The 24,394-nt window shown below is 67.0% G+C and carries 26 protein-coding genes; 18 read left to right on the forward strand and 8 right to left on the reverse strand.

The annotated features are described in order from the left end of the window. From IE173_RS12430 to IE173_RS12445, 4 genes are all read left to right on the forward strand, one after another. Positions 1 to 1,356, forward strand: a complete 1,356-nt coding sequence (locus tag IE173_RS12430) for an amidohydrolase family protein (RefSeq protein ID WP_191283828.1) — start codon at positions 1 to 3, stop codon at positions 1,354 to 1,356. After that, on the forward strand, positions 1,349 to 1,789 hold the full coding sequence (locus IE173_RS12435; RefSeq protein WP_191283829.1) for an acyl-CoA thioesterase: 441 nt from the start codon (positions 1,349 to 1,351) through the stop codon (positions 1,787 to 1,789). Before IE173_RS12430 ends, IE173_RS12435 begins: the two co-directional genes overlap by 8 nt. Positions 1,790 to 2,177: 388 nt before the next feature. Next, entirely contained in the window at positions 2,178 to 3,446 is a 1,269-nt protein-coding gene (locus tag IE173_RS12440) for an AlbA family DNA-binding domain-containing protein (RefSeq protein ID WP_191283830.1), read from the forward strand. A gap of 25 nt (positions 3,447 to 3,471) precedes the next feature. Then, positions 3,472 to 3,891 carry a hypothetical protein gene (locus tag IE173_RS12445; RefSeq protein ID WP_191283831.1) on the forward strand — a complete coding sequence of 140 codons (420 nt, stop codon included), beginning with the start codon at positions 3,472 to 3,474 and terminating at the stop codon, positions 3,889 to 3,891. 35 nt (positions 3,892 to 3,926) lie between these two features. Here the strand turns inward: IE173_RS12445 and IE173_RS12450 are convergent, their stop codons facing one another. Together IE173_RS12450 and IE173_RS12455 are read right to left on the reverse strand one after the other, a co-directional pair. Then, positions 3,927 to 4,694 (reverse strand): hypothetical protein, encoded by a 768-nt coding sequence (locus tag IE173_RS12450; RefSeq protein ID WP_191283832.1) that lies wholly within the window; start codon positions 4,692 to 4,694, stop codon positions 3,927 to 3,929. Between the two features lie 123 nt (positions 4,695 to 4,817). Further along, complete coding sequence (locus IE173_RS12455) at positions 4,818 to 7,262, reverse strand: preprotein translocase subunit SecA (RefSeq protein ID WP_191283833.1); 2,445 nt, start codon at positions 7,260 to 7,262, stop codon at positions 4,818 to 4,820. Positions 7,263 to 7,472: 210 nt separating this feature from the next. Between IE173_RS12455 and IE173_RS12460 the strand changes: the two genes are divergently transcribed. After that, a complete protein-coding gene (locus IE173_RS12460; protein WP_191283834.1) occupies positions 7,473 to 8,030 on the forward strand; it encodes a dihydrofolate reductase family protein in 558 nt (185 codons plus the stop codon). A gap of 23 nt (positions 8,031 to 8,053) precedes the next feature. Continuing rightward, positions 8,054 to 8,191, forward strand: a complete 138-nt coding sequence (locus tag IE173_RS12465) for a hypothetical protein (RefSeq protein ID WP_191283835.1) — start codon at positions 8,054 to 8,056, stop codon at positions 8,189 to 8,191. Here the strand turns inward: IE173_RS12465 and IE173_RS12470 are convergent. Together IE173_RS12470 and IE173_RS12475 are read right to left on the reverse strand one after the other, a co-directional pair. Then, complete coding sequence (locus tag IE173_RS12470) at positions 8,188 to 8,970, reverse strand: hypothetical protein (protein WP_191283836.1); 783 nt, start codon at positions 8,968 to 8,970, stop codon at positions 8,188 to 8,190. The genes IE173_RS12465 and IE173_RS12470 overlap by 4 nt on opposite strands. Positions 8,971 to 9,024: 54 nt before the next feature. Further along, positions 9,025 to 9,672: a GntR family transcriptional regulator gene (locus tag IE173_RS12475; protein ID WP_191283837.1), complete on the reverse strand. Its 648-nt coding sequence runs from the start codon at positions 9,670 to 9,672 to the stop codon at positions 9,025 to 9,027. A 121-nt stretch (positions 9,673 to 9,793) separates the two neighbouring features. Between IE173_RS12475 and IE173_RS12480 the strand changes: the two genes are divergently transcribed. From IE173_RS12480 to dinB, 4 genes are all read left to right on the forward strand, one after another. After that, positions 9,794 to 10,504: an alpha/beta fold hydrolase gene (locus IE173_RS12480; protein WP_191283838.1), complete on the forward strand. Its 711-nt coding sequence runs from the start codon at positions 9,794 to 9,796 to the stop codon at positions 10,502 to 10,504. Positions 10,505 to 10,567: 63 nt separating this feature from the next. Further along, the gene (locus IE173_RS12485) at positions 10,568 to 11,212 is read left to right on the forward strand and encodes a trimeric intracellular cation channel family protein (protein ID WP_191283839.1); all 645 of its coding nucleotides are present in this window, start codon (positions 10,568 to 10,570) and stop codon (positions 11,210 to 11,212) included. 182 nt (positions 11,213 to 11,394) lie between these two features. After that, positions 11,395 to 12,399 (forward strand): Gfo/Idh/MocA family protein, encoded by a 1,005-nt coding sequence (locus IE173_RS12490; RefSeq protein ID WP_191283840.1) that lies wholly within the window; start codon positions 11,395 to 11,397, stop codon positions 12,397 to 12,399. Positions 12,400 to 12,474: 75 nt separating this feature from the next. Continuing rightward, positions 12,475 to 13,671, forward strand: coding sequence for a DNA polymerase IV (dinB, locus tag IE173_RS12495; RefSeq protein ID WP_191283841.1), 1,197 nt, complete (start codon positions 12,475 to 12,477; stop codon positions 13,669 to 13,671). A 26-nt stretch (positions 13,672 to 13,697) separates the two neighbouring features. Here the strand turns inward: dinB and IE173_RS12500 are convergent, their stop codons facing one another. The 3 genes from IE173_RS12500 to IE173_RS12510 are packed head-to-tail and all read right to left on the reverse strand — an operon-like array spanning position 13,698 to position 16,447. After that, positions 13,698 to 14,480, reverse strand: coding sequence for an SDR family NAD(P)-dependent oxidoreductase (locus IE173_RS12500; protein WP_229842090.1), 783 nt, complete (start codon positions 14,478 to 14,480; stop codon positions 13,698 to 13,700). A gap of 14 nt (positions 14,481 to 14,494) precedes the next feature. After that, a complete protein-coding gene (locus tag IE173_RS12505; RefSeq protein WP_191283842.1) occupies positions 14,495 to 15,616 on the reverse strand; it encodes a winged helix DNA-binding domain-containing protein in 1,122 nt (373 codons plus the stop codon). A gap of 39 nt (positions 15,617 to 15,655) precedes the next feature. Beyond that, positions 15,656 to 16,447, reverse strand: coding sequence for an IclR family transcriptional regulator (locus IE173_RS12510; protein ID WP_191283843.1), 792 nt, complete (start codon positions 16,445 to 16,447; stop codon positions 15,656 to 15,658). 111 nt (positions 16,448 to 16,558) lie between these two features. Here IE173_RS12510 and IE173_RS12515 point away from each other — a divergent pair, with 111 nt between their 5' ends. Continuing rightward, positions 16,559 to 17,188, forward strand: a complete 630-nt coding sequence (locus tag IE173_RS12515; RefSeq protein WP_229842091.1) for a DJ-1/PfpI family protein — start codon at positions 16,559 to 16,561, stop codon at positions 17,186 to 17,188. Between the two features lie 14 nt (positions 17,189 to 17,202). Here the strand turns inward: IE173_RS12515 and fabG are convergent, their stop codons facing one another. Then, on the reverse strand, positions 17,203 to 17,958 hold the full coding sequence (gene fabG / locus IE173_RS12520) for a 3-oxoacyl-ACP reductase FabG (protein WP_191283844.1): 756 nt from the start codon (positions 17,956 to 17,958) through the stop codon (positions 17,203 to 17,205). Between the two features lie 49 nt (positions 17,959 to 18,007). Between fabG and IE173_RS12525 the strand changes: the two genes are divergently transcribed. The 7 genes from IE173_RS12525 (at position 18,008) to IE173_RS12555 (ending at position 24,393) form a co-directional block, all read left to right on the forward strand. Then, entirely contained in the window at positions 18,008 to 18,976 is a 969-nt protein-coding gene (locus IE173_RS12525; protein WP_191283845.1) for a Gfo/Idh/MocA family protein, read from the forward strand. Positions 18,977 to 19,126: 150 nt separating this feature from the next. Next, complete coding sequence (locus tag IE173_RS12530) at positions 19,127 to 20,497, forward strand: ABC transporter substrate-binding protein (RefSeq protein WP_191283846.1); 1,371 nt, start codon at positions 19,127 to 19,129, stop codon at positions 20,495 to 20,497. 35 nt (positions 20,498 to 20,532) lie between these two features. Continuing rightward, on the forward strand, positions 20,533 to 21,456 hold the full coding sequence (locus IE173_RS12535; RefSeq protein WP_229842092.1) for a carbohydrate ABC transporter permease: 924 nt from the start codon (positions 20,533 to 20,535) through the stop codon (positions 21,454 to 21,456). Beyond that, on the forward strand, positions 21,443 to 22,378 hold the full coding sequence (locus IE173_RS12540) for a carbohydrate ABC transporter permease (protein ID WP_191283847.1): 936 nt from the start codon (positions 21,443 to 21,445) through the stop codon (positions 22,376 to 22,378). The genes IE173_RS12535 and IE173_RS12540 overlap by 14 nt, the downstream gene beginning before the upstream one ends. Then, on the forward strand, positions 22,375 to 22,701 hold the full coding sequence (locus IE173_RS12545) for an L-rhamnose mutarotase (RefSeq protein WP_191283848.1): 327 nt from the start codon (positions 22,375 to 22,377) through the stop codon (positions 22,699 to 22,701). Before IE173_RS12540 ends, IE173_RS12545 begins: the two co-directional genes overlap by 4 nt. Before the next feature lie 16 nt (positions 22,702 to 22,717). Further along, positions 22,718 to 23,665, forward strand: coding sequence for an aldo/keto reductase (locus tag IE173_RS12550; protein ID WP_191283915.1), 948 nt, complete (start codon positions 22,718 to 22,720; stop codon positions 23,663 to 23,665). A gap of 77 nt (positions 23,666 to 23,742) precedes the next feature. After that, entirely contained in the window at positions 23,743 to 24,393 is a 651-nt protein-coding gene (locus IE173_RS12555; RefSeq protein WP_191283849.1) for a DUF2306 domain-containing protein, read from the forward strand. Position 24,394 lies beyond the last annotated feature (1 nt).

Consider the following 24,394-nt stretch of genomic DNA (forward strand, 5'->3'; position numbering starts at 1 on the left):
ATGACCAGTGACATTCCCGGCGGCCGCATCCTGATCCGCGGAGCTCGTATCCTCACCCAGGACCCCAAGCTCGGGGAGTTCACCGGCGACATCATCGTCGACGGTGGCGTCATCGCCGAGATCGGCCCCAAGCTCGACGACACGGGCGCGACGGTGATCGACGGGACCGACAGGGCCGTGCTGCCCGGCTTCGTCGACACCCATCGGCACACCTGGCAGGGCGCCGTGCGGCAGACCGGAATCGGGTGGGACTTTCCGTCGTACCGGCAGCACATCCAGCTCACCTGGGGCCCCGAGTACACCCCTGACGACGTCTATTGGGGCAACCTCCTCGGCGCTCTCAACGCTCTCGATGCAGGCATCACCACGTTGCGCGACGAGTCCCACATCCAGAACAGTCCCGCCCACACCGACCAAGCGATCACAGCGCTACAGGACTCCGGCATCCGCGCCGCTTTCGCGTACGGGTGGCCGTCCATCGACTCGAACACGTGGATGCTGCGCGGAGAAGCCACCCATCCGGAAGACATCCGACGGGTTCGTTCCGACCTCCTGGCAGATGACAACGCCCTGGTCACGTTGCAAGCCATGCTCCGCGGGCCGGAGCTCTCGACGACCGAGGTCAGCGCGAAGGATCTCGGCCTGGCCCGCGAGCTCGGCATCCGCTCGAGCATGCACGTCGGCAACGGGGTGTGGGGCCCGATGTTCCGCGGCATCGGCTCGCTCGGCGAAGCGGGGCTCCTCGGCGACGACCTGCTCTTCATCCACTGCTGCACGTCAGACGACGACGAACTGAAGATGCTCGCCGACTCGGGCGGCACGGCGTCGGTTGCTGCTGCCCTGGAAGCCGTGATGCCCGGGCTCGGAGCTCCTGCAACGGGTCGTCTGCTGAAGTTCGGCATTCGGCCGAGCTTCAGCATCGACACCGAAGCAACGGTGGCCGGCGACATGTTCAACGTCATGCGCGCCGCCATCGCCGCCCGCGGCGTCGGGCTCTCGCTCCTCCCCGAGGTCTACGACGACCTCCCGAGCTTCACTCCGGCTGACCTTCTCGAATTCGCGACGCTCCAGGGGGCGCGGGCGACCGGTCTCGACGGGCGCACCGGGAGCCTCACGGTCGGCAAGGCGGCCGACCTCATCGTCATCAGACTGCACGACCTGGCGACCCAGCCGGCTACCGACGCCGCAGCAAGCATCGTGGGAGCAGGAAGTCCCGCACTGGTCGAGACCGTTCTCGTCGCCGGCGAGGTCAAGAAGTGGAAGGGTGCGCTCACCCACCCGAGCCTTGCGACGGTGCGCGCGCGGGTCGAGGAGTCACGCGACAGACTGCTCGCGACCCCGCTCGTCGATGGGTGAGCACGGGGCGAACTCGGCTCACGGCGACATCAACTTCCGCAGCCGCAAGTGGGTGCGCCCCGAAGATCTCAACGCCCACGGCACCCTTTTCGGCGGCAGCCTGCTGCGTTGGATCGACGAGGAGGCGACGATCTACGCCATCCTCCAGCTGGGCAACGGGAGGGTCGTCACGAAGTACATGTCGGAGATCAACTTCGTGAGTTCGGCGCAACAAGGCGATCTCATCGAGATGGGTCTGCTCGCGACGAGCTTCGGCCGCACGTCGCTGACCATGCGCGCCGAAGTCCGCAACATGATCAGCCGATCCAGCATTCTCACGATCGACAAGATCGTCTTCGTGAGCCTCGACGCGACCGGGCGCCCCGCGCCCCATGGTTTCACCGAAATCACCTACGCCCGAGACCGGATCCCGAGCAGTAGTTCGCTCGGCTAGGCATGCCGCGGAGACGGAGTCGGTGCGCGCGTGCCCTAGCCGTGCCCTCCAAGTCGGCCGAGAGGACTACTGTGATCCCGGGCACCGAGTCCGCTATTTCTTGAACTTGTCGAGTGTCGGAGGGCACGGGCCGGAACTCAGGGAGAGACCGAAAGGTCTCGAAAACATGTGAGGTTCATAGCCTCCGTGGGTTCAAATCCCACCGGTACCGCCAAGAAAAACCCCTGTTGATCAGGGGTTTTTCTGTCGCTAGCGACCTTCGAGACGCCGCACTCAGGTCTCTTCCGAGCGCTTCGGCAAGGTCGAGCCAACTGGCTGCAATTTGCAGTCCGCCGCCTAGAACTTCGTGAGAGTGTCGCGATGACGGTCGCAGCGCTAAGGTCCGAGGATGCTCTCGGACGAAGAGATCGCGGCCATCATCGAACTTGGGTACGAGCAGCGGTCGATCGAGTTCAAGGCTGCCGGTTCCCGGACGGATCGTCGGTTCCTTGCGCTGATCGCGCGTGCCGCGCTTGCGCTCGCAAATCAGCGCGACGGGGGTCACCTACTCATCGGCCTGTCCGAAGAGGGTATCGACGCCGACTCCTCGGGCCTGTCCGATGAGCAGGTCGACGAGTGGCTCTCATACGACGACTTGTCGGATCAGATCAACTCGTACGCTGACCCGCCTGTGGCCATTCAGGTTCAGAGGCGGTCGCTCCCAAATAGTCGCCCAATTGTGGTCATCGAGGTCGCCGAGTTCGCAGAAGTCCCGACCCTCTCGAAGAAGGACTATCCGGGCGTGATTGCGAACAGAAGTCTTTACACACGTTCGATGGCCAAGCCCGAGAGTTCAGCGTCGCACTCACAGAACGAGCTACGGGAGATCTTGAACCTCGCCACCGAGAAGCAGCTCTCGCGTTTCATCGAGACAGCTCGGCGAGGCGGGCTGTCCTTCTCCGGGCTCCCGACTGATGCGGACGCCTTTGGCGCACAGGCTGCATCGGTTCAAGGCGGCCCAACCTACTTCGCTGTCCCCGAGGTTGAGCACGCCCTGATCGAGATCCACCCCTCGACGTTTGACCCGGAATTGATCGAGTACAGGGCGCTTGCCCGCTCCGTGCGCGAGCGCGCGGTCAGTTGGCGAGGTTGGCCCTTCCCATTCGTACGAGACCCCCAACGAGGAGACGACTGGGTCGGCGAGAGCGTCGATACGCTCGACGGAATCGAGGTGTGGCAGTTCTTTCGCAGCGGACTGTTCGTTCACTACGAGACGATCGGGACTCGCCCGCCAGACTTCGGGTCGGCGGAAGGCGATCGTCTGCTCCCGATCTGGATGCCACTCCTGCACTTCACTGAGGCGCTTGAGTTCGCCAGTCGCCTTCAACGCGCTCACTGGCCAGAGTCGAGCACAGTGGTTCGAGTATCGCTGAACAACATCGAGGGGCGTCACCTTGTAGCGGGTCGGCACCGTAACCCGCTTCATGGCCAATACGTCTTCAACGGTGAGCAGTGGTCGAGAGAGATCGTCCTCACAGCAGAGCAGGCGCTCACAAGTACCCGGGGGAATGCGGTGCGACTTGCCCTCGACCTCGTCGAGCGTTTCGGCTGGATGCGCGGTAGTGAAGATGGTTTTCGAGCGATTCAGGACGAGGTTTTCGGTCGCGAGTCTGCTTAGACGCCGGCGCGGCTAGCATCTCGCCATGAGCGAGCCCGAAACCATGACCGAGCGACAGCAGCCGATCCCGAAGGCGCTGGGCCGCGTGTTCGGGCACATCGACTTCTGGCGCGCTCTCATTGCCCAGATCTTCGGAACCCTCGTCGGCGGCTTCTTCGCCGTGCAGGTGGCGCTTGGCGTCAACGGTCTGACTCGGTTCGACGGATGGACAACGGTCGGCCGAGTGGCCTTCATCGTTGGAGTGGTCGTAGTTTCCCTCGGCCTCCTGCTCGGCTTCGCCATCGGCATGAGCGTGGTGCTCCGACCGATCACGCTGAAGCTCAAACACACCTACTGGCGTCGGCTTCTTTGGGAGTTGTTCCTGATCCTTATCCCCATCGGAGGATCGCTGCTGCTCGTGACAGTCGCGCTACGTGAGGTGATCGAATGGACGTTCACTTGGTAGTTCGCCTCCGCGAGCATCGCCGCATTGGTCACCACTTACGCGAACGGATCGAGGGCCACAAGCGCCAATCCACACCCCAGGATGGCGGCTGACCGGTGGAGCCTGCTGATTATGGGGACTTCCGGGTCAATCGCAATGTCTCGGTGAAGACTTCGTATGCTGCTGGCAAGCAGATCGTCCAACTGGCCGATTGTGAGACGCGCAGTCGGCTCCCGGGAAGCTGCGAGATGAGCCTTTTGCCGCGCCCGAGTTTCGAGCCGATCCCAGGTAGTGGCGGTCTCGGCCGCGCGGGCGTCTGACATAACGGTCGCAACTCCGGGCGTTGTCGCAACCAGGTGATGTGCCCCGTCGTCTTCCCCGAAGTCGCTGGGCGAAACCATGGAAGAGGAGGCCAACACCTGCCCACCTGAGTAGGCGTTGTCGAACTCCAACTGGCGATGAAAGACCGGCGCTGCGTAGTAGATGTCGCCGGTGCCTGGCGACAGAGCGAGCTTTTCCTCAAGACGAAGAAGAGCACGATGCTGATGGCCATCCGTGTCAATCGAGTAGCGATAGTGGGGCGCCATGACCCCATCCCAAGTCGGGGACTTGGGATGCCTTCTGCTGACGAACGCTGGTCGCTTGAACTGGAGGAACAGGGCGTAGTCAACGAAGGCAAGATGGACGTCCCACCCCAGCAACTCCTCTTCGACCAAGGATGGAAGCTTGGGCGCGTGAGCTAGTTTGTAAATCGTTCCGAGACCGACCTCCGCCTCTCTGATGGCCGCGTAGCCATACGAGAATTCTGAGAACTCGGCGTCCATGAGACGAAGTTAGCGGAGAGCGTCAGTCCCAAGAAGAGACAACGAGGTTGCCGCTCCAGCCAGGAGTATGCGCGGATGGCCGCCCGACGAAGCCCTCAGGTTCACGGGCCCAGCGGAGCCGCCTCAGCGACGCTTCCTCTTCAATCCCTTGCGAGCCGAGGTAGACCCGGGCTTCGCACTAGGCGGCGGTGGGCTCGCCATTGCGCCGACCGGGAGTAGCTTCGCTATTACGCGATCCATCTGGGGGTCAGGATGAGGGAGCGTCCCGTCATAGGCAACGTCGAGCAGCTCCTTTGTCCCCTCGTCATAGATGAGGACCGCGCCGCGGGGGAACTTGAGTTGGTACTTCTTGGCTTTCAGATAGTCGTGCGCCAACTGTGTGATCTCACCTATGTCGCGCTGCGTTGGCCTGGACATCCAGACGAGAAGCCAAGAATCACCGAGGGTGTTTCCAATGGGAACAGTGAGTGTTCGTTCGCGGCCGTCGCGTGAGGATCGGGCGAGCAGTTGCTTCGGCGCACGTGACCAACCCGCCTGCACTTTGGTGGAACCAGATAGCAGGGTCGCCCCGAGGCTCAGCCACGCGTAGAAGCCCCGCGATTGAAGCTCGTCCGCTAGTCCGATCATCGGGCTACCGCTAAGGGTCGGTTTGGGTGCTGGGGGCAGGGCGCTGTTGACCCGGGAGTAATGCCACGCATCTAGGGGGTCGGTCCGAGTGCTGATAAGGGCGCGCCCTTGCTTGGCGCGTCGGCGAAGGTCGCCTGTGCTTGGCGCTGACAGGTGCGGGAGCGCCGCAACCATCTTGACGGGGTCAGGTGCAACGTAGAGCCCTCGTTCATAGAAGTAGAGGAAGAGGTCCAACTCGTCCGGGGCTGTGTACGCGAGTGAAACTTCAGGGTCACGACGGCGTCGGAGGTAAAGCAGAAACTCCGCGGGACGATCGACCACATCCACAATGATTTGGAGGTCATGGATGGAGACGACCCACGGGATGTGACTCTGATCAAGAAGCCCTGCGTCGATCAGGTCACTAGTCGCGGTAGCAACCCCGGAGAGGTCTTCGAGGCTAAGCGCGACAGTGTGGATCTCACGAACGTGACTCAGGTCGAGCCACCCCCCAGCGTGCAACCGGGCTCCGCCGTCCTCTTCGATTCGTCGCTGCAACCGGGCAGCCTGCTCCGACGCTTTGCTGATCAGGTCCGTCAGGTTGCGGCGGAGCTTGCGTGTGTCTCCGGCGCGAGCCGCGGGAGTGATAGCCACCGCTTTAGCCTCGACAATGATCGCGACATCATCGAGAACGAAGAGCATGTCCCCCTCGACCTTCTTCGTGTACGAGGCAGGATCCGCGAGGCCTTCCTGGTCGTTGGCCGGAACAAAGTAGTCAAAGCCCAAATAGGCGGTCGCGCCTGGAAGTACCTTTTCAAGAGCGACCTTGCCGATGTCCTCAAGCAGATCGCCGCGCCATTTCGCGTACTCATCCCACGCTGGTAGCCCCTTGAGCGCTTGCTCAAGGTTCTCCCTGATGGCTGGTTGGACAAGTGCGTCGTGAACCAGCATGAACTGCCCTCGGTCGGTACGGATGACCGGGTTCGTACGAAGCGGGTTGTCGCCCACCATGAACCCGTCCACGATCTCGCGGGTGGTTTGCGTGTGAAGATCGACAGCGAACCGGTCAAGCACTGCTTCGACAACCTGGATATCGAGTCCTGTCGCGGATGCGACATCCGTCGATGAAATCGCGACGAGGTTGGCAGTCGGTTGCCAAGCGGTGTTCCACATCTCCCGCATCTTCGCAACGTGCGCAGGATCCGGGTCCGAAGGCGGAGTCGCAGAGGCCTTGTCCAGGAATCCAAAGCTGGCCTCCAGCCGCTGATTCATGCCTTCAGTCTGGAGCTCGTGCAGTTTGGTCATGACGCTGTGGGCGTCTCGAGCGTCGAACCCCAGGGCAGCAGTAAGTGCCGACGGGGTCGAACCGTGGCCGAAAAGCCGATCATGGGTGGTTTGAATCATGTCGGGATACGACGTGTTACGAATCCAGACCTCGCGCGCGCGCGCATGCATGCTCACTCGCTCAAGGTCCTGCTCTGGCGCGCCTTTCAGGGTCAGCAGAAGGCGGGCCTCAAGCAACTGAATGATTCGACCGACTGCCTCAGCCCACTCGTGAGCCTCCTGGTAGAGAGCGTTAGGAACTTCGTCCGCAGCGGATCCATCAGTCGCTGCGCCGGAGCTGGTCAGTGCGATGAGCGAAAGAAGCTCCGCCTTTACAATCCCACCCTCGGTATCGGGCTTGATCAGACCGGCGATGGCCCACGGGAGGCAAGCCAACCTCGCCAACTCGACCACGCGCTCCGGTCGGTGTTGTTGAAGTTTGATCTTCAGGCCATCTAGTTCTAACTCGATCTGTCGGTCCGCCTCGTCAAGGGGAGCATCGGCGGACAAGAGCTCGTGCATGACCGCCGCCAAGCGCGCAACGGAGTCGGCGACGGCTTCCGCGTGAATGTCCGGTGTGCGCTTGGACGCGGCTCGCGGCCCCCTGCTTCTTCCCTTTTTGCGCCGACTGCCGCTCATGGAGTCACTGAATCACACGCTGCCGACAACGGCTTTGCCGATCTTGCCCGATATCGAGACGACGCGAACTCCCGTCGACCCATCGCAGTTACGTCCTCCGAGGTTGGACGACTTGCGGTCAGAAGTTCGTGGTCGGCTGGTATGCCTCAACTGCTTGCAGTGATGCCCGCGCGAATAGACGCCACCACCCAACGCGTGCTGAGGTAGCACGTGGCTGATCTCGTCTACTACTCCCACTGCTCGCTCGACGGACTCATCGCGGATGAAGCGGGCGACTTCTCGTGGGCCTTCCCGCCCGAGGATGTGCATCGCGCCGCCAACGAGGCGACCGCCGGCACCGGCATCCACCTGCTCGGCCGCCGCACCTACGAGATCATGCGCTACTGGGACGAGCCGCAAGACGGAGGATCCGACATCGAGGCCGAGTTCCAACGCGCGTGGGCACCGGCGAAAAAGGTCGTCTACTCCCGCACCATCGACGAGGTGGGGCCGAACGCGCGGATCGAGCGGGAGTTCAACCCGGCATCCGCGCGGGCGCTCGCCAACGCATCCGATTCTGATGTCGCGATCGGTGGCGCCGATCTGGGCGGGCAGGCGCTGCGGGCCGGCATCGTGGATGTGCTCACGCTCGTGCTGTTCCCGGTGATCGTCGGGCGCGGGCTGCGGGTGATCCCCGACGACGTGCGGGTCGATCTCGACCTCATCGAGCGGCGGGACTTCAGCGGCGGCATCGTGCGGCTCAGCTACCGAGTAGCCCGAGCGCGCTAGCTCTGACCTCGTACGAGGTGTACGTGCGCGGGCGGCTGAAGTTCCGCGTCGGGCAGATGGTCGACGCGGCGTTCTCGCTCGTGGTCGAGGCGTGGCGGATGGTCGTGCTCCAGAAGGTCTCTCGCGCCTACGACATCGCCCACCCGGACGGACCCAACTAGGGCTTGCCTCCGGCTGACCCGGAGGCGGCCTCGACTGCGGCCTCGTCCGCCGGAGGAACTATGTCGGCGGCTCGGCGGCGCAGTCTCCAACTCCGAGTGAGGCCGACGACGATCGTGACGAGAATCACGACGACCCCGGCCAAACCCACCCATTCGATGCCTGGAATCGAATTGAGGAGTGGGGTGAAGAAGCCCAGCACGGTCAGGACCGCCCCGAACACCAGGAGCACAACGACGAGCGTGACGCCCGGCCGACGCCGTGAGTGCCCGAACAGCAGGATGCCGGCCACGATGTCCGTCACGAAGATGAGGAGCAAGAAGCTGTAGAGCACGGTCAGCCCCGTGCCGATGACCCGATCCCGCCGCAGTTGCACGATGCTCGCCCAGCCATAGACCGAGGTCGAGACCATCGCCAGGTAGGTGAGGGCGACCTCGAGCGGCACAAAGGCCAGAAACACGATGCCGGCCGCGCGCAACATCACGGTGCCCGCGGCGGTGATCACCGCAAGCAACGCAAAGTTGATCAGGAAGAAGGGGATGGCGCTGAGCTTCACCACGAAGAGGTCGGTCGCGAGCTGTCGCGTCTTTCCCGCTCGGACCTTCCGCACGCCGTCGATGGCCACCAGGATGAACGTGACGAAGACGAGGATGTTCCAGCCGATGAAGGCGGCGGGGACGACCCACAGCGCGTCCGCCCTGGAGAGTTCACCGAGAAACTTGATCACGAGGACGTAGATCACGGCTCCCAGCAGCATGACGCCGGCCTGAACGAATCTCACGGTCGGCAGCCTAGGGGCTCGGGTCGGCTCCGACAGGTAGGGACAACCCCCGGATCACGCCCCATCCGCCGGCAGGCTGTGCCAGATGTCGAAAGCCACGGCTGACGCCTGCTGAGCATCCCGGCTCGCGAGCAACTCGATCAGCTGCTCGTGCGCCGCGACGGACTCCTCGCCGCCGCGACTGAAGCGCTGGCGTTCCGCTCGCCGCACGAGGGGGCCGAAGTGGTCGAGCACGGTCTCGAGTGCATGGTTGCCGAGCGCTTCCACCGGGATGCGATGGAGTTCCTCGTCGGCGTCGAGCGCCGCCCCGACATCGCCGGCCGCCAGCGCTTTGGCGAACCGGCGGTTGGCATCCCTCATGCGATCCAGTTCGTCGGTCCGGAGGCGGCCGGCCATCTCGCGCACCGCGAGCGCGTGCATCGCGGCGATGACATCACGGGCGTCGCGCACGGCGGGTGCGTCGATCGCCGAGACGGTGGTCGACCGGCCGGGCACCGCCACGACCAAGCCGCTGGTGGCGAGACGCAGCAATGCCTCGCGCACGGGCGTTCGACTCACCCCGAGCCAGTCTGCGAGTTCGCCGTCCTTGAGCTGCTCGCCGGGGCTGAAGGTTCCGTCCACGATGGCGTCGCGCAGGCGATTGAAGACGTCGTCGCGGAGGAGCGAGCGATCGACGCGGGCGGCGTCTGCGGGAATCGGCATGCAATATGTTGCGCACGCTTCCTGGCCAGATGCAAGTCAGGAAACCTTTGGGAATATTTGCGGCATGCAATATATTACACATCACAGACAGGCAGAAGCCGTCGCAACGAAAGGGAAGATCATGAGCAACACCGACCACGCCATCAAGAACGTCGTGCTCGTCCACGGCGCGTTCGCCGACGGATCCGGATGGCGCAACGTCTACGACAACCTGACGGCCCAGGGCTATCGGGTGTCGATCGTGCAGAACCCGCTCACCTCGCTGGAGGACGACGTCGCGGCGACGACCCGCGTGCTCGAGCGGCAGGATGGGCCGACGATTCTCGTCGGCCACTCGTGGGGCGGCACCGTCATCACCGAGGCCGGCGTGCACCCGAATGTGGCCGGTCTGGTCTACGTCTCGGCGCTCGTGCCCGACGCCGGTGAGACCACAGCGCAGCAGTACGAGGGTTTCGCCGCGACGCCGAACTTCGTGATCGACGTCGGTGACGACGGCTTCGGCTTCCTCAACCCCGAGAAGTTCAAGATCGGGTTCGCCGCCGACACCAGCGACTCCGACGCCGCGTTCCTGCGCGACTCGCAGGTGCCGATCAACATGTCGGTGTTCGGAACCGCCGTGAAGAACGCCGCCTGGCGCGACAAGCCCACCTGGGCTGTCATCGCGACCGAGGACCAGTCGTTCGATCAGGCGATGCTGCAGCACATGGCGGCTCGCGCCGGCGCCACCGTCACCAACGTCTCGGCGAGCCACGCGCTCTACGTGACGAAGGCGGATGTGGTCTCCGACGTGATCGCCACCGCCGCGCAGGAAGCTCTCGCCGGCGTCCGCTGACACGGCTCGGGACCGGCCCGCCGATCGCGCGGGTCGGTCCCGCCACACACGAAGGAGACACGCATGGCCATCGCACCGTTCCAGGTGACGCTGGGGATCGAACTCGTCGCCGCGGGCCTCGGAGGCCTTCAGGGTGCTCTCATCGCGGCGGGCGAGCGCCATCGCCGCATCGACGTGCTCGGTGTCATCGTCATCGGACTCACCGTGTCGCTCGGCGGGAGCCTCCTGCGGGACGTCGTGCTCAACCAGCCTCCGGTCGTGATCTGGGCGAACTGGTACCTGCTCGTGGCTGCCGCATCCGCCATCCTCGGCATGATCCTGCAGCCGCTGTTCGCGCGCGCCGACTGGGCGATCACCGGGCTCGATGCCGTCGTGATGGGCCTCTTCGGCGCGATCGGCGCCTCGAAGGCTCTCTCGCTCGGCGTCGGTCCCGTGGGCGCGCTGGTGGTCGGCGTCATCGGCGCAATCGGGGGAGGGATGCTGCGGGACCTCATCCTGGCGCGCCCGGTCTCGATCCTGCAGGTGGGCACTCTCTACGCCGTCGCCGCCGGCGCGGGCGCCGGGTCGCTCATCGTGCTCGTCGGATTCGACGTGCCGGTGCTGATCGCGGGACTCGTCGCGGTCGTGGTGACGACGGCGGTTCGGATCCTCGCCGTCGTGTTCGGGTGGGCGTTCCCCGAGCAGCGCTCCCTCATCAGCGGACACTGACCCCGCTGGGTGGGTGCCGTCAACGCACCGCTGGTCTCGCTTTCGCGCGGTGGATGGCGGGGATCAGCGATCACGATGCGCGGGACGACGGGATCCGCTTACGGGGCGATGGCCGCCGTGCATAGACTCGCCCATCACGTGGTCGGACACCCCGCTTACGCACACGGAAGGCGATGAAGCCCATGGCGCACGAACAAGCCGCGCCCCTGCGCATCGGCATCCTCGGGGCCGCGGGGATCGCCGAGCGCGCAATGGTCGAGCCGGCGCGACAGCTCGACGGGGTCAGTGTCGAGGCCGTCGGCTCGCGCGATCCAGGCCGTGCGCGCGCACTCGCCGACCAGCTGGGCGTCCCCTCGGCCGGCACCTACGATGCCGTCCTCGAGCATCCGGACATCGACCTCATCTACATCGCGCTGCCACCGACGGAGCACGTCCGCTGGGCGAAGCGAGCCCTCGAAGCCGGGAAGCACGTGCTGTGCGAGAAACCCCTGTCGGCGAACGGGACGACGGCGGCCGAGATCGCCGACGCGGCCAAGGAGCACGGCCGCCGAGCTTTCGTGGGTTTCCACTACCGCCTGCACCCCTTCACCCAGCAGCTCCTCGAGGTCATCGGGAGCGGCGTTCTCGGCGACGTCAGGCAGGTCGAGTTCGACTTCAGCATCCCGCACTTCGTCGTGAAGCCGGGAAACATCCGGCTTGACGGTGCACTGGGTGGCGGCGCGGTGATGGACGTCGGGTGCTACGCCATCGATCTCACCCGGGCCGCCTACGGCGAACCCGCCGTCGAGTCGGCCACCTGCGTCCTGTACCAGGACGACCCCCGGGTCGATCTGCAGACCGATGCCGTGCTCCGGATCGGGGACGGCGTGCCGGTATCCATTCGGTCATCGTTCATCGGGGATGACGCCGGCAGCATGACGTTAAGAGTGTCCGGCACAGACGGAGTGCTGGATGCGAGCAGCGTCATCGTGCCGCAGTGGGGCGCCGAACTGCGCGTCACCGCCGGCGACCGGGTCGTCCGGGAGATCACGGCCGACCCGGCAGACAACAGCTATCGGGAGCAACTGGCGCACCTGGTCGGCGCGATCCGCAGCGGCGACCCCAGCATCCTGGACGCGGAACGGGGAGTCGGCACCATGCGCACCGTCGATGCGATCTACCGCGCAGGCGGCCTGCAACCGCGCTAACAAAGTCGCGGTGACCGAGCCGCCGGGTGTCGCACGTGCGTGCGACGATCCGGCCATCGAACGGCGGGAGGCGGCATGCGGGGCGAGGCGACCGTGTTGCACGCTGACCTCGACGCCTTCTATGCCTCGGTCGAGCAACGGGATGCGCCGAGGCTGCGCGGTCGGCCGGTGATCGTCGGCGGCGGGGTGGTGCTCGCGGCGAGCTACGAGGCGAAGGCTCGCGGGGTGCGCACCGCGATGGGCGGCAGGCAGGCGCTCGACCTGTGTCCGGATGCGGTGGTCGTTCCGCCGCGGATGGATGTCTACTCCCAGGCCAGTAAGGACGTGTTCGCGATCTTCCGTGACACGACCCCGCTCGTGGAGGGCATCTCGATCGACGAGGCGTTCCTCGAGGTCGGCGGGCTGCGTCACATCGTGGGCACGCCCGAGGAGGTCGCGGTGCGGCTGCGGGAGCGAGTGCGGGTGGAGGTCGGGTTGCCCATCTCGGTCGGCATCGCCCGCACCAAGTTCCTCGCGAAGGTCGCCAGCGCGGTGAGCAAGCCCGACGGGCTGCTCGTGGTCGAGCCCGACCGGGAGCGGGAGTTTCTGCACCCCCTGCCGGTAGAGCGACTGTGGGGCGTCGGCAAGGTGACCGCCGAGAAGCTGCACCGCCTCGGCATCCGCACGGTCGGTCAACTGGCCGAACTCGAAGAGGCGACGGCCGAGCGGCTGCTGGGTAAGGCATCCGGAGCCCACCTGCATGCGCTGGCCCGGTTGCGCGACCCTCGACCGGTCGACACCACGCGGCGCCGCGGGTCGATCGGCTCGCAACGCGCCCTCGGCCGACGCCCGCGTTCCCCCGACGAGCTCGACCTCATCCTCACCCAGATCGTCGACCGCCTGGCCCGCCGCCTGCGCGACGGCGATCGCGCGTGCCGCACGGTCGTGCTGCGTCTGCGGTTCGGCGACTTCGCGAAGGCGACCCGATCGCACACCGTCGGCGCCCCGACCGATCGCACCGCCGTGCTGCTCGCGGTCGCCCAGGGTCTTCTCGCCGACGCCCTGCCCGAGATCGCCGAGCGGGGCATCACCCTCATCGGCGTCTCGCTGTCGCAGCTGCGTCGGGCCGGCGACCTTCAGCCGGAGCTGCCGATCGACTGGGGCGAGGGGGTGCGCCTCGACACGGTGCTGGATGCCGTGCGCGAGAAGTTCGGCGCGACATCTGTCGCCCGTGCCGGGCAGCTCGGTCGCGATCCGGGGTGGTCGACCCCGCTGCTGCCCGAGCATGAGTGAGGAGAACATCCTCGGTGCGGGCCTCGTCAGTCGGAGACGAGCGTTCCGCCGTCGACGACGATGTTCTGCCCGCTGGTGAACGAGCCGGCCGGCGACGCGAGCCACAGCACGGTTCCGGCGATGTGCGAGGGCTCGCCGAACCGGCCGAGCGGCGTCTTCGCGAGACGGGCCTCGGCAAGGGCGGGGTCGTCGGTGATGCCGCGCGCGAACTCGGTTGCGATGACTCCCGGGGAGATCGCGTTCACGCGGATGTTGCGGTCGCCCCACTGCACCGCGAGGTTGCGGGCGAGCTGGGCGTTGGCGGCCTTCGTGATGCCGTAGAGGCCGATGGTGCGGTTGCCGCGCAGTCCGGCGAGGCTCGACATGATGATGAAGCTGCCGCCGCCCTTCTCGGCCATGAGCGGCAGCGCCAGGTTCGCAGTGCGCAACACGCTGCGCACATGAAGGTCGATCATCGCGTCGAGTTGCGCGTCGGTGCTGACCAGGTGCGGGCCTTGGTCGAGCGCGACCCCGGCGTTGCAGAAGACGGTGTCGAGGCGTCCGAACTCGTCGCGCACGCCCGTGATGAGCGCCGCGAGCTGGTCGGCGTCGGTGACGTCGCAGTCGACGCCGCTCAGCCGGTCGGCGTAGGGCGAGGCGGCCGCCACCTCGGCCGGACGATCGCCGGGCAGTGACGCGATGATCGTGCGAGCACCGGCGGAGGCGAGAACCTCGGCTGCGGCCAGGCCGATCCCCGACGCGCCGCCGGTCACGAGAGCGACGGTGCCGTCGAGCGAGAACAGCTCCTGCGCCGACGGGGTGGAAGTCACCCGACCATCCTCGCTCAGGCGGGGTGTGCCGGCGCGCCGATTTCGACGCGGCGGGCGGGCGCGTCGGGCGCCAGGAATCGCAGCAGCGACGAGCCCTCCTCGATCAGTTCGGCCACGTCGGCGTCGGCGAACGGCTCCTCGAGCGGTCGGATGGTCAGCGTCGCGGTGCCGTCGTCGCCGCGCTCGACGACCCAGTCGCCGGCGGTGAACCCGTCGACCAGCACCGCTTGCGGAATCACCCCGCGCCGCTGGAAGCTGCGCGTGTGCGCCTCGGTGACGATGCGCGACCGGTCGGCGAACGACAGCAGCGCGTTGTCGAAGTCGTAGAGGAACCGCGGGGATGCCGGGGTCGCCTCATCCGGCCGCGACGCGTCGGGCAGGTCGAAGAGTTCCACGCCCTGCTCGTCATGGAACGTCAGCAGCTCGGGCCGCATCGGGTCGACCACCTCGCGCAGCTTCGTGAGACCCGACCAGGTCTGCATGTCGCGGATGCTTGCCGGGCCGAACGCCGCGAGGTAGCGCCGGATGATGCGGGCCGGGTCGACCGGCGGGGTCGGGGCATCGCCGAGCCAGGCCTCGGCCGACGTGTGGGCGATCGCGCCGCTGCGGCCCCACACCCCGCGCGGCGGCACCTGCACCAGGGGCAGCTGGTTGCGCACCGCGTAGACGAGGGTTCCGGGTGGGGTGTCGGGCCAGTGCGGGGCGAGGATGTCGCCGAGTTGCTTGTTGGTCAACGCCCCGTCGGCGAGTGCCGCCCGGGCCGCCGCGACGACGGCGGGCACGTCGACATCCGCGATCGGTTTGCCGTGCAGCTGATTGCGGTACAGGTCACGGTCGAGCACCGGCTGGATCCACGGCCGCAGCGCCGCGAGGTCGCTCGGGGTGACGAGGTGCAGGGTGGAGCGCATGAGCGCCAGACGCACCAGCTCGCGCCGTTCGAGCAGCGCGCCCACGGCATCCGCATCGAAGTCCGCGAGCCGTGACCACAGCCCGACGTACCAGGTGTGCGGCGTCTGCGCCTGCACCCCTACGAGATGCTCGACGGCGTCGGGCACCGGCAGGGGGGAGCGTTCCAGCAGCAACTGCCGTTCGAGGGTGGCACGGTTGAGCGAGCGCCGCCCGAGCACCGTCGTCATCACCTTGGACGATAACGAAGGCGTGCGACATCCACCCGATCAGGACGGGTGGCTGCCGTCCCGTTGAGACGACACGTGCCACGCCGTGCGCCGCACCACGCGCTCAAGCTCATCGGCGCGCGAGCGGAACTCGTCGGCCGAGACCGACACCGAAACGGCACCCACCGTCGAGCCGCGTGCCGACCGCACCGGTGCCGCGATGCAGGCGAGGAGGGGCATGTACTCCTCCACCTCGATCGCGAGTTGCTCCCGGCGAACGCGGGCGAGCTCGCCGCGGAGTCCCGACGTCGAGGTGATGCTGTGCCGGGTCAGGGCACGGCGTTCCGTGCTCTCCAGAGCATCGTCGAGGTCGCCCGGGTCCATCGAGGCGAGCATGAGCTTGCCGAAGGCGGTGGCGTGGTTGGCCTCCGCGAAGCCGACATGGAGTTGTCCGATGCGCGGATGCTCGGGGGAATCGGAGATGTGCGAGACGACCACCTCGCCCCCCTGAAAGGCGGTGAGGTAGACCGGCGCGCGCAGCTCGTCCCGGGCGGCGTTCAGCAACCGCTGCACCGCGGGGGTCGCGAGAACCTGTTGCTGCAGTGCGATTCCGAGCAGCCCGACGGTGCTGCCGAGCAGGTAGCGGTGGCCTGGCGCCTGGCGGCGCACATACCCCTGCCTGTGCAGAACACCGACCAGCCGGTACGCGGTGGAGGTACTCACCCCGACCACGTCGGCGATGTCGCCGATCTCGAGACCCGCCGGGCTCGCTGCGATGGCTTCGAGCACGCCGAGCACCCGCTCGACCGACTGCGCACCCGAGCGACCCTCCTGCTCCATCGCAGTCGTCACGCGGCCATGCTACGTCGCACCGCGCCGACCGCGGCAGGCGGATTCGCCGACCTTTCGCACATCGTGGGAACCGCCGTTGTCGCGCGTTCGGCTTCGAACGAGCATTCAGGCATGGATGGCGCATCACGCGTCATCCCCGACAAGGAGGTCGTGCCCATGGCCAAGATCATCATCCTCACCGGTGACGCCGCCGAGACGCTGGAGGTCTTCTACCCCCTGCAACGGCTACAGGAGGCCGGATACGAGGTGCACATCGCCGCACCCGAGAAGAAGAAGCTGCAGTTCGTGGTGCACGACTTCGTCGACGGGTTCGACACCTACACCGAGAAGCTGGGACACATGTGGGATGCCGACATCGCCTTCCGCGACGTCGACCCGTCGGACTACGTGGCCGCCGTCGTCCCGGGCGGTCGGGCTCCCGAATACATCCGCAACGACGAAGACGCCAAGCGCATCGTGCGCCACTTCATGGAGGCGGGTGCCCCGGTCGCCGCGCTCTGCCACGGCCCGCTCCTGCTGGCCGCCGCGGGCACCCTGAAAGGCCGCACCTCGTCGGCCTATCCCGCCCTCGCGGTGGATGTCGAGTTGGGCGGCGGCGTGTTCGAGAACGGCGGGGCGGTCGTCGACGGCAACCTCGTCACCGGTCGCGCGTGGCCCGACAACGGAGTGTGGATGGCGGCGTTCCTCGAGGTGCTCGAGCGACAGGGTGCCGGCCTCGTGGCGCAAGGCGCTTCCCGGTAGGCCGGGACGACCGGTCAGGCGTGCGCCAGGCCGCCCGAGACGTAGAGGGTCTGACCTGTGACGAAACTCGCATCGTCGCGCACGAAGAAGGCGACCGCGGCGGCGATGTCCTCCGGCTGACCCATGCGGCGCACCGGCACCTCGGCAGCGATCGCGGCGATGAACTCCTCGAGCGGCTTGCCGATGCGTTCTGCGGTCTGGCGCACCATCTCGGTGTCGATGTAGCCGGGGGCGATCGCGTTGGCGGTGATGCCGAACGGGCCGAGCTCGATCGCGACGGTGCGGGTGAAGCCCTCGATGCCCGCCTTCGCCGCCGAGTAGTTGGCCTGACCGCGGTTGCCGAGACCCGAGATGCTCGACATCGAGACGACGCGGCCCCACTTCGCCTGCGTCATGAACGCCTGGCAGGCGCGGGTCATCAGGAACGCGCCGCGTAGATGCACGTTGATGACGGCATCCCAGGTGTCGCTCGTCATGCGGAACAGCAGATCGTCGCGCAGGATGCCGGCGTTGTTGACCAGCACAACGGGCGGGCCGAGTTCCGCGGCGCACCGGGCGACCGCCGCGGCGACGTCGGCTTCGTCGGAGACGTCGGCCCCGAGCGCCAGCGCCCGGCCCCCGGCGGCCCCGATCGACTCGACCACCTCGGCGCAGTGCGCCGGGTCGAGGTCGAGCACGCCCACCTGGAATCCGTCGGCGGCGAGGCGCCGGGCGACCGCCGCCCCGATGCCGCGGGCGGCTCCGGTGACGATCGCGGTGCGAGCATCCATGCGACCCAAGCTAGCTGATGCCCCCCGGAGCCCACCTAGGATCGGCGTCATGCGAGTCGCCGTGGTCGGAACCGGGGGATGGGGAGAGCAGCACGCCCGGATCTTCTCGAGGCGGCCCGACACCGAGCTGGTCGGCGTGCTCGGGCGCGACCCCGACCGCACCGCGGTGCGCGCCGCCGCCTACGGCACGTTGGGATTCACCGACCTCGACGTCATGCTCGAGCGGGCCCGGCCCGACCTGGTGACCGTGTGCCTGCCCAACGAGCAGCACTTCGAGGTGACCTTGCGGCTGGTGAAAGCGCGAGTGCCGCTGCTCGTGGAGAAGCCGCTGGTCTTCGACCTCACCGAGGCCGACACGCTGCTCGTCGAAGCCGCGAAGCGGGGTCTGTTCTTCGCGATCAACTTCAACCACCGCTATGCCGAACCCGTCAAGCGCGCCCATGCCGCGATCACCGACGGCGCCATCGGCACCCCCGTGTTCGCGACTTGGCGGTTCGGCGGGGAGGCGAACCACGGCACGTCGCGGCACGCGAACCTGATCGAGACCCAGTGTCACGGGTTCGACATGCTCGAGCACCTGGTGGGCCCGATCTCGTCGGTTGCGGCGCAGATGACGGATGCCACCTACGGCGACTGGAGCACCGTCGCGCTCGCCCTCGAGTTCCGGAATCGCGCGGTCGGCACGATGCTCGGCAGCTACGACTCGTCGTACGCCTACCCCGACTCGCAGCTCGTCGAGATCAACGGCACGGAAGGTCGTCTGATGATTCACGACACCGTGCGGGAGCTGAGCATCCAGCGCGCAGGCGACGAGACGGCTCAGGTCTGGCGCGCCGGGTACTTCAACGATGAGGCGCGCGATTTCCACGGCACGTTCGACCGGCACGTGGATGCCGTGCTTGCGGCCCTTCGCGCGGGCGAGCAGCCTCCGGTGCATGCCTCGGCCGGGCGCCGGGCGCTCGAACTCGCGCACGCCGCGATCACCTCGCACGAAACCGGGCGCCGGGTTTCGGTCTGACCGAGAGAGTGATCGGATGCCGCGCGGTCATCCGATCACTCGGGCGCGCAGCCAGGATTGCATCATTCATCACATGTATGATCTAATGGTGCGCACGCGGCCAGGTTCGGCCGTGCAGTCGTCAAAGACGTCGACAGAAAAGGACGCGACATGTCAGCACAGCATCACCGTCTCCCCCGCATCCGACGCGCGATGAGCCTGACCGCCGCAGCCGCGACCGTCGTGCTTCTCGCGGCCGGCTGCTCAGGCGGCACCGGAACAGACGATAGCTACGGATTCCCCGCCGTCGAGCAGGTGCCCGACAGCCCCATCACCATCTGGGTCGACGCGGACCGCACGGCGATCGTGGAAGCCTTCCAGGAGGATCACCCCGAGATCCCCGTCAACATCGAGACGTACGACGGCAACTCCGGCGGCAGCGACTCGTTCCACACCAAGATCTCGCTCTTCGACCAGGCGGGCGAAGGCTGGCCCGACGTCGTGTGGTCGACACAGGTGAACGACGCCAGCTGGGCGGCCCGCGAGCAGAACGGCGTTCAGGCCTTCGCCGCGGCTCTCGACCAGGGAGTGATCGACCAGGAGTGGCTCGACGGCTACACGGCGAACGCGCTCGACCCCGTCACGGTCGACGGCCACGTCTACGGCGTCCGCGACAACCTGGCGCCCGTGGTGTTCTGGTACAACAAGGCCCTGTTCGACGAGTTCGGGTACGAGATCCCGGAGACCTGGGAGGACTACCAGGCGCTCGGAGACAAGCTCGCCGCCGAGCACCCCGGATACATCCTCGGCTCGATCGGTGATCCCTTCACCGCCGTGCTGACGAACATGTGGAGCGCCCAGGCGCCGATCTACACGGTCGACGGGGACACCTTCTCGGCCGACTTCTCAGACGACCACACGACCCGCATGATCGACCTCATGGACCACATGTTCGCGAACGGCACCCTGGCGATCGAGGGACTGTTCACCGCCGACTTCCCGGCGGCGTACAAGGACAAGGTGCTCGGCATCCCCGGCCCGACGTGGTTCACGGGAGCGATCATCCAGAACCCCGACATCCTCGACGCGCCCGCGGGCACGTGGGGTGCCGGCTACCCGCTGCACTGGGAGGGCGAGGACATCGCCACCGGCAACGTGGGTGGCGGGTTCTGGTACGGCTCGAGCCACTCGAAGAACCTCGAAGCCGTGGGCGCCTTCCTGCAGTACGCGGTGAGCGGCCCCCGTTCCGTCGAACTGATCACGGGTCTCCCGGCCTACGAGTCGACCGCGAGCGAGTGGCTGGACGTGCAGGCCTCCAGCGGTTACTGGGCGAATTCCGACACGTTCAAGGATGTCGTCAGCACGGGAGCCAGCAACATCTGGCAAGGGTGGGGAGCGACGCTGGCCTTCAGCTCCGAGCCCGCCTGGGCCGAGATCGTGGCTCCGGCGCTTGCGTCCGGCGGCACCATCGCGTCGGTCGTCGACGAGTGGCAGACCAAGTACGAGAACGATGCCCAAGTCAACGGCTACACGGTCAAGTAGAGAGCGACAGCACCATCTCGCATCCTGACACCACGGTGCCCGCTGCCGCCCCCGCAATGGGGCGGCAGCGGGTCGCCAAACGCCCGCGGAGCCGAAACCGGGCGCAGACACTGATCGGCTACCTGTTCTCCAGCGGCTACGGAGTACTGCTTCTGGTCTTCGGCGTTCTGCCCATGGCCTACGCCCTGTACCTCTCGCTCACCAAGGCCGGGCAGTTCGTCGGCCTCGACAACTTCGTCAAGATCCTCGGCGACTTCCGGTTCTTCCCGGCGGTGCAGCACGTCGCGATCTTCGTGGCGATCTGGGTCGTGTCGCTGATCGTGCTCGTCGTCGTGCTCGCGCTCATCGTGCACGCCGTGCGCGTCCGGTGGCTCTCGTCGACCACGCGCTTCCTCTTCTACATCCCCGGGGCATTCGCCGGTTCGGCGGGCGTCATGCTCTGGCTCTTCCTGCTCGACCCCAGCGTCAGCCCGGTGTCCGTCGTGCTGGGGCAGTTCGGATTCACGAGCTTCATCCAGACCGTCGCCCAGCCCAACCTTCCGGTGATCTTCACGGTCATCGCGTTCTGGACGGGCGCCGGCGGATGGATCATCATCATGTTCGGCGCCCTCAACAACATCTCCCAGGAGATCATGGAGGCGGCCCGCATCGACGGCGCCGGCCCCATCAAGACCGCGTGGTACATCCAGATCCCGCTGTTGCGGAAGTGGATCGCGTACATGGCCGTCATCTCGCTCGCCTTCGGCAGCCAGTTGTTCGTGGAGCCCAAGATCCTCAGCCTGGCGAGCCGGGGCGTGGTGCCGAAGGACTACTCCCTCAATCAGCTCGCCTACCTCATCGCGTTCGGTCCGCAGGGGGACTTCAACGGCTCCGCCGCGATCTCGATTCTTCTGCTCGTCGTGGCGATGGCACTTGCCGCGTTCTTCGTCTTCAAGGGAGGACTCTTTGAGCGCGACTGAGTCTTCGAAGGCGGCCAGGCTCGGCGCCGATCCCACCGGGTTCGCACCCGGACGCTGGGTGGGCCGCGTACTCGCCGGGGCGGTCATCGTCTTCTTCACGCTGTTCTTCGTGTTCCCGCTGGTGTGGCTGCTGCTCGCCCCGACGAAGAGCACGACCCAACTCAACGGCCTCGACGGTGAGCACCCTCTGAGCTTCGGCTCGTTCGACCAGCTCGCCGAGAACTGGAACGCGCTGGTCGGCTTCCAGGACGGCATCATCTGGACCTGGCTCGGCAACTCGGTGCTGTACTCGGGCGCCGCGTTGGTGCTCACGCTCATCGTGACGATCCCCGCCGGCTACGCGCTCGCCATGACCAGCTTCCGGCTGCGCCGGCCGCTTCTCGTCGCGACTCTCATGGTGATGCTCATCCCGAACACGGCCCTCGTGCTGCCGATCTTCCTCGAGCTGAGCGTCGTGCGCCTCATCGGGTCGCCGCTGGCGGTGATCCTCCCGTTCTCGTTCTTCCCGTTCGGCGTCTATCTGGCGTACATCTACTTCTCGACGAGCGTCTCGCGCGACCTCCTCGACGCCGCCCGCATCGACGGCGCCGGCGAGTTCAAGGTGTTCTGGCGCATCGCGATGCCGCTCGCGACCCCGGTCATCGCACTCGTGGGCTTCTTCAACTTCGTCACGAACTGGAACAACTACTTCCTGCCCTTCGTCATGGAGCCCGGGTCGCGGAAGATGCCGGTGCAGGTCGGTCTGGCGGAACTGATCTCGAACGTGCCCCTGTTCAATCCGACCACCGTCTCGTCCATCACGATCAGCCTTCCCCAGCTCGCGCTCGCGACGCTCATCGCCGTCGCCCCGGTGCTGGTGATCTTCCTGTTCTCGCAGCGATTCCTGGTGAGCGGCCTGCTGGCGGGGGCCACCAAGGAATGACGCGGCGCTTCGGGATGGTGTGCCGGCTGCGGCCGGAACGCCGGGAGGAGTACCTGCGCTTGCACAGTGCCGTCTGGCCGCAGGTGGAGGCGACGATCACCGACTGCGGCATCCGCAACTTCACGATCTTCGTGCGCGGCGACGTGCTCTTCGGCTATTTCGAGTACATCGGGGAGGACTACGCGGCCGACCAGGCTCGCATGGCGCAGGATGTGGTGACGCAGGAGTGGTGGGCGCACACCGCTCCCTGCCAGCTGCCGTTCGATGCTGACTCGCCGGAGCCGAACTGGCAAGAGCTCGACGAGGTCTGGCACCTCGACTGAACCCAGGAGACACGACATCCGCACTCGAAAACTGCGCACCGGGGTCGCCCTCACCGAGCTCGGACTGGGCGCATCCTCGTTCGGCAACCTCTTCCGCGAGACGACCGACGAGGCGACCCACGCAGCGGTCGACGTGGCCTGGAACGGCGGGGTGCGCTACTTCGACACCGCCCCGCACTACGGCCTCGGCCTCTCGGAGAGGCGCCTCGGCGCCGCGCTGCGCGACCGCCCGCGCGACGAGTACGTCATCTCGTCGAAGGTCGGCCGGCTGCTGGTCCCCACCCCGGAGCGGGCGCACGAGCTGGATGTCGCGGAGCACTTCCTGGTGCCGGCCGCGTTCGAACGTCGGTGGGATTTCAGCCGCGACGGCATTCTGCGCTCCGTGGAGGGGAGCCTCGAGCGGCTCGGGCTCGACACCATCGACATCCTCTATCTGCACGACCCCGACCAGCACTGGGATGCCGCGTCGACGACGGGTGTCGACGCCCTGATCGAGCTGCGCGAGCAGGGCGTCACCCGCGCGATCGGGGTCGGCATGAACCGGTCGGCGATGCTGACCGACTTCGTGCGGCAGTGCGACATCGACGTCGTGATGCTCGCCGGCCGCTACACCCTGGTCGACCGGTCGGCCCTCGACGACCTGCTGCCGGCCGCCGAAGAACGCGGCGTCGGCGTCGTCGCGGCCGCCGTCTACAACTCGGGGCTGCTCGCCCGCGCCGAGGTGCCCGACGACGCGATCTACGAGTATCGCGACGCGCCCGCCGACCTCGTGCGGCGCGCCCGCGAGCTCGCCGCGATCTGCGAGCGGCACGGGGTGACGCTTCCGGATGCGGCGGTGCAGTTTCCGCTGCGGCATCCGGCGGTCGTCTCCGCCGTGCTGGGAGCGCGAGATGCCGCCGAGGCGGCGAGCGGCGTCGAACGCTACGCGCGCCCCATCCCGGAAGCCCTCTGGGACGAGCTCTAGCCGGCTCAGCCCTTCGGCGCGCGAAGTCCGTACTTTCGCCCGATGCCCGAGGCGAAGCAACCGGCCAGCCTGGGGAGGTGACCACACAGACTCCCACCCCGGCATCCACCCGCTCGTCGCGAGCTCGGCGCCCCGCCTGGCTCATTCCCGCCGGGCTGATCCTGCTCAGCCTCGTGCCCGTGATCGCCGGGGCCCTGCGCCTCACCGAGCTCGCCGTCGGCGCCGAGGTCACCGCGGCCAACGCGCGCTTCTTCGACTCGCCCGTGCCGGTCATCGCGCACATCATCGGCGCGACCGTCTACTGCCTGCTCGGCGCCCTGCAGTTCGTTCCACGGCTGCGGACGGGCCGCCCTAGCTGGCACCGCATCGCCGGACGCATCGTCGCGCCCGCCGGCCTCATCGCCGGGCTCTCGGGAATGTGGATGGGGGTCTTCTACCCGCGACCTGAACTCGACACGGCAATGCGGCTGTTCTTCGGCGCCCTCATGGTGACCAGCATCCTGCTCGGACTGCGAGCGGTGCTGCGGCGGGACTTCCGCGCCCACCGCGCCTGGATGATCCGCGGGTATGCGGTCGGCATCGGCGCCGGCACCCAGGTGTTCACCGCATTCGCGTGGATCCTGCTCAGCGGTGGCGCCATGCCCGACGCCATGACGACGATCGCGCTCCTGGCGGCCGGCTGGGTCATCAACCTCGCGGTGGCCGAGGTCGCCATCCGCCGGTCGTAGC

The organism is Pseudolysinimonas yzui, assembly GCF_014653215.1.
In the GTDB taxonomy this organism is placed as follows: Bacteria; Actinomycetota; Actinomycetes; order Actinomycetales; family Microbacteriaceae; genus Pseudolysinimonas_A; species Pseudolysinimonas_A yzui.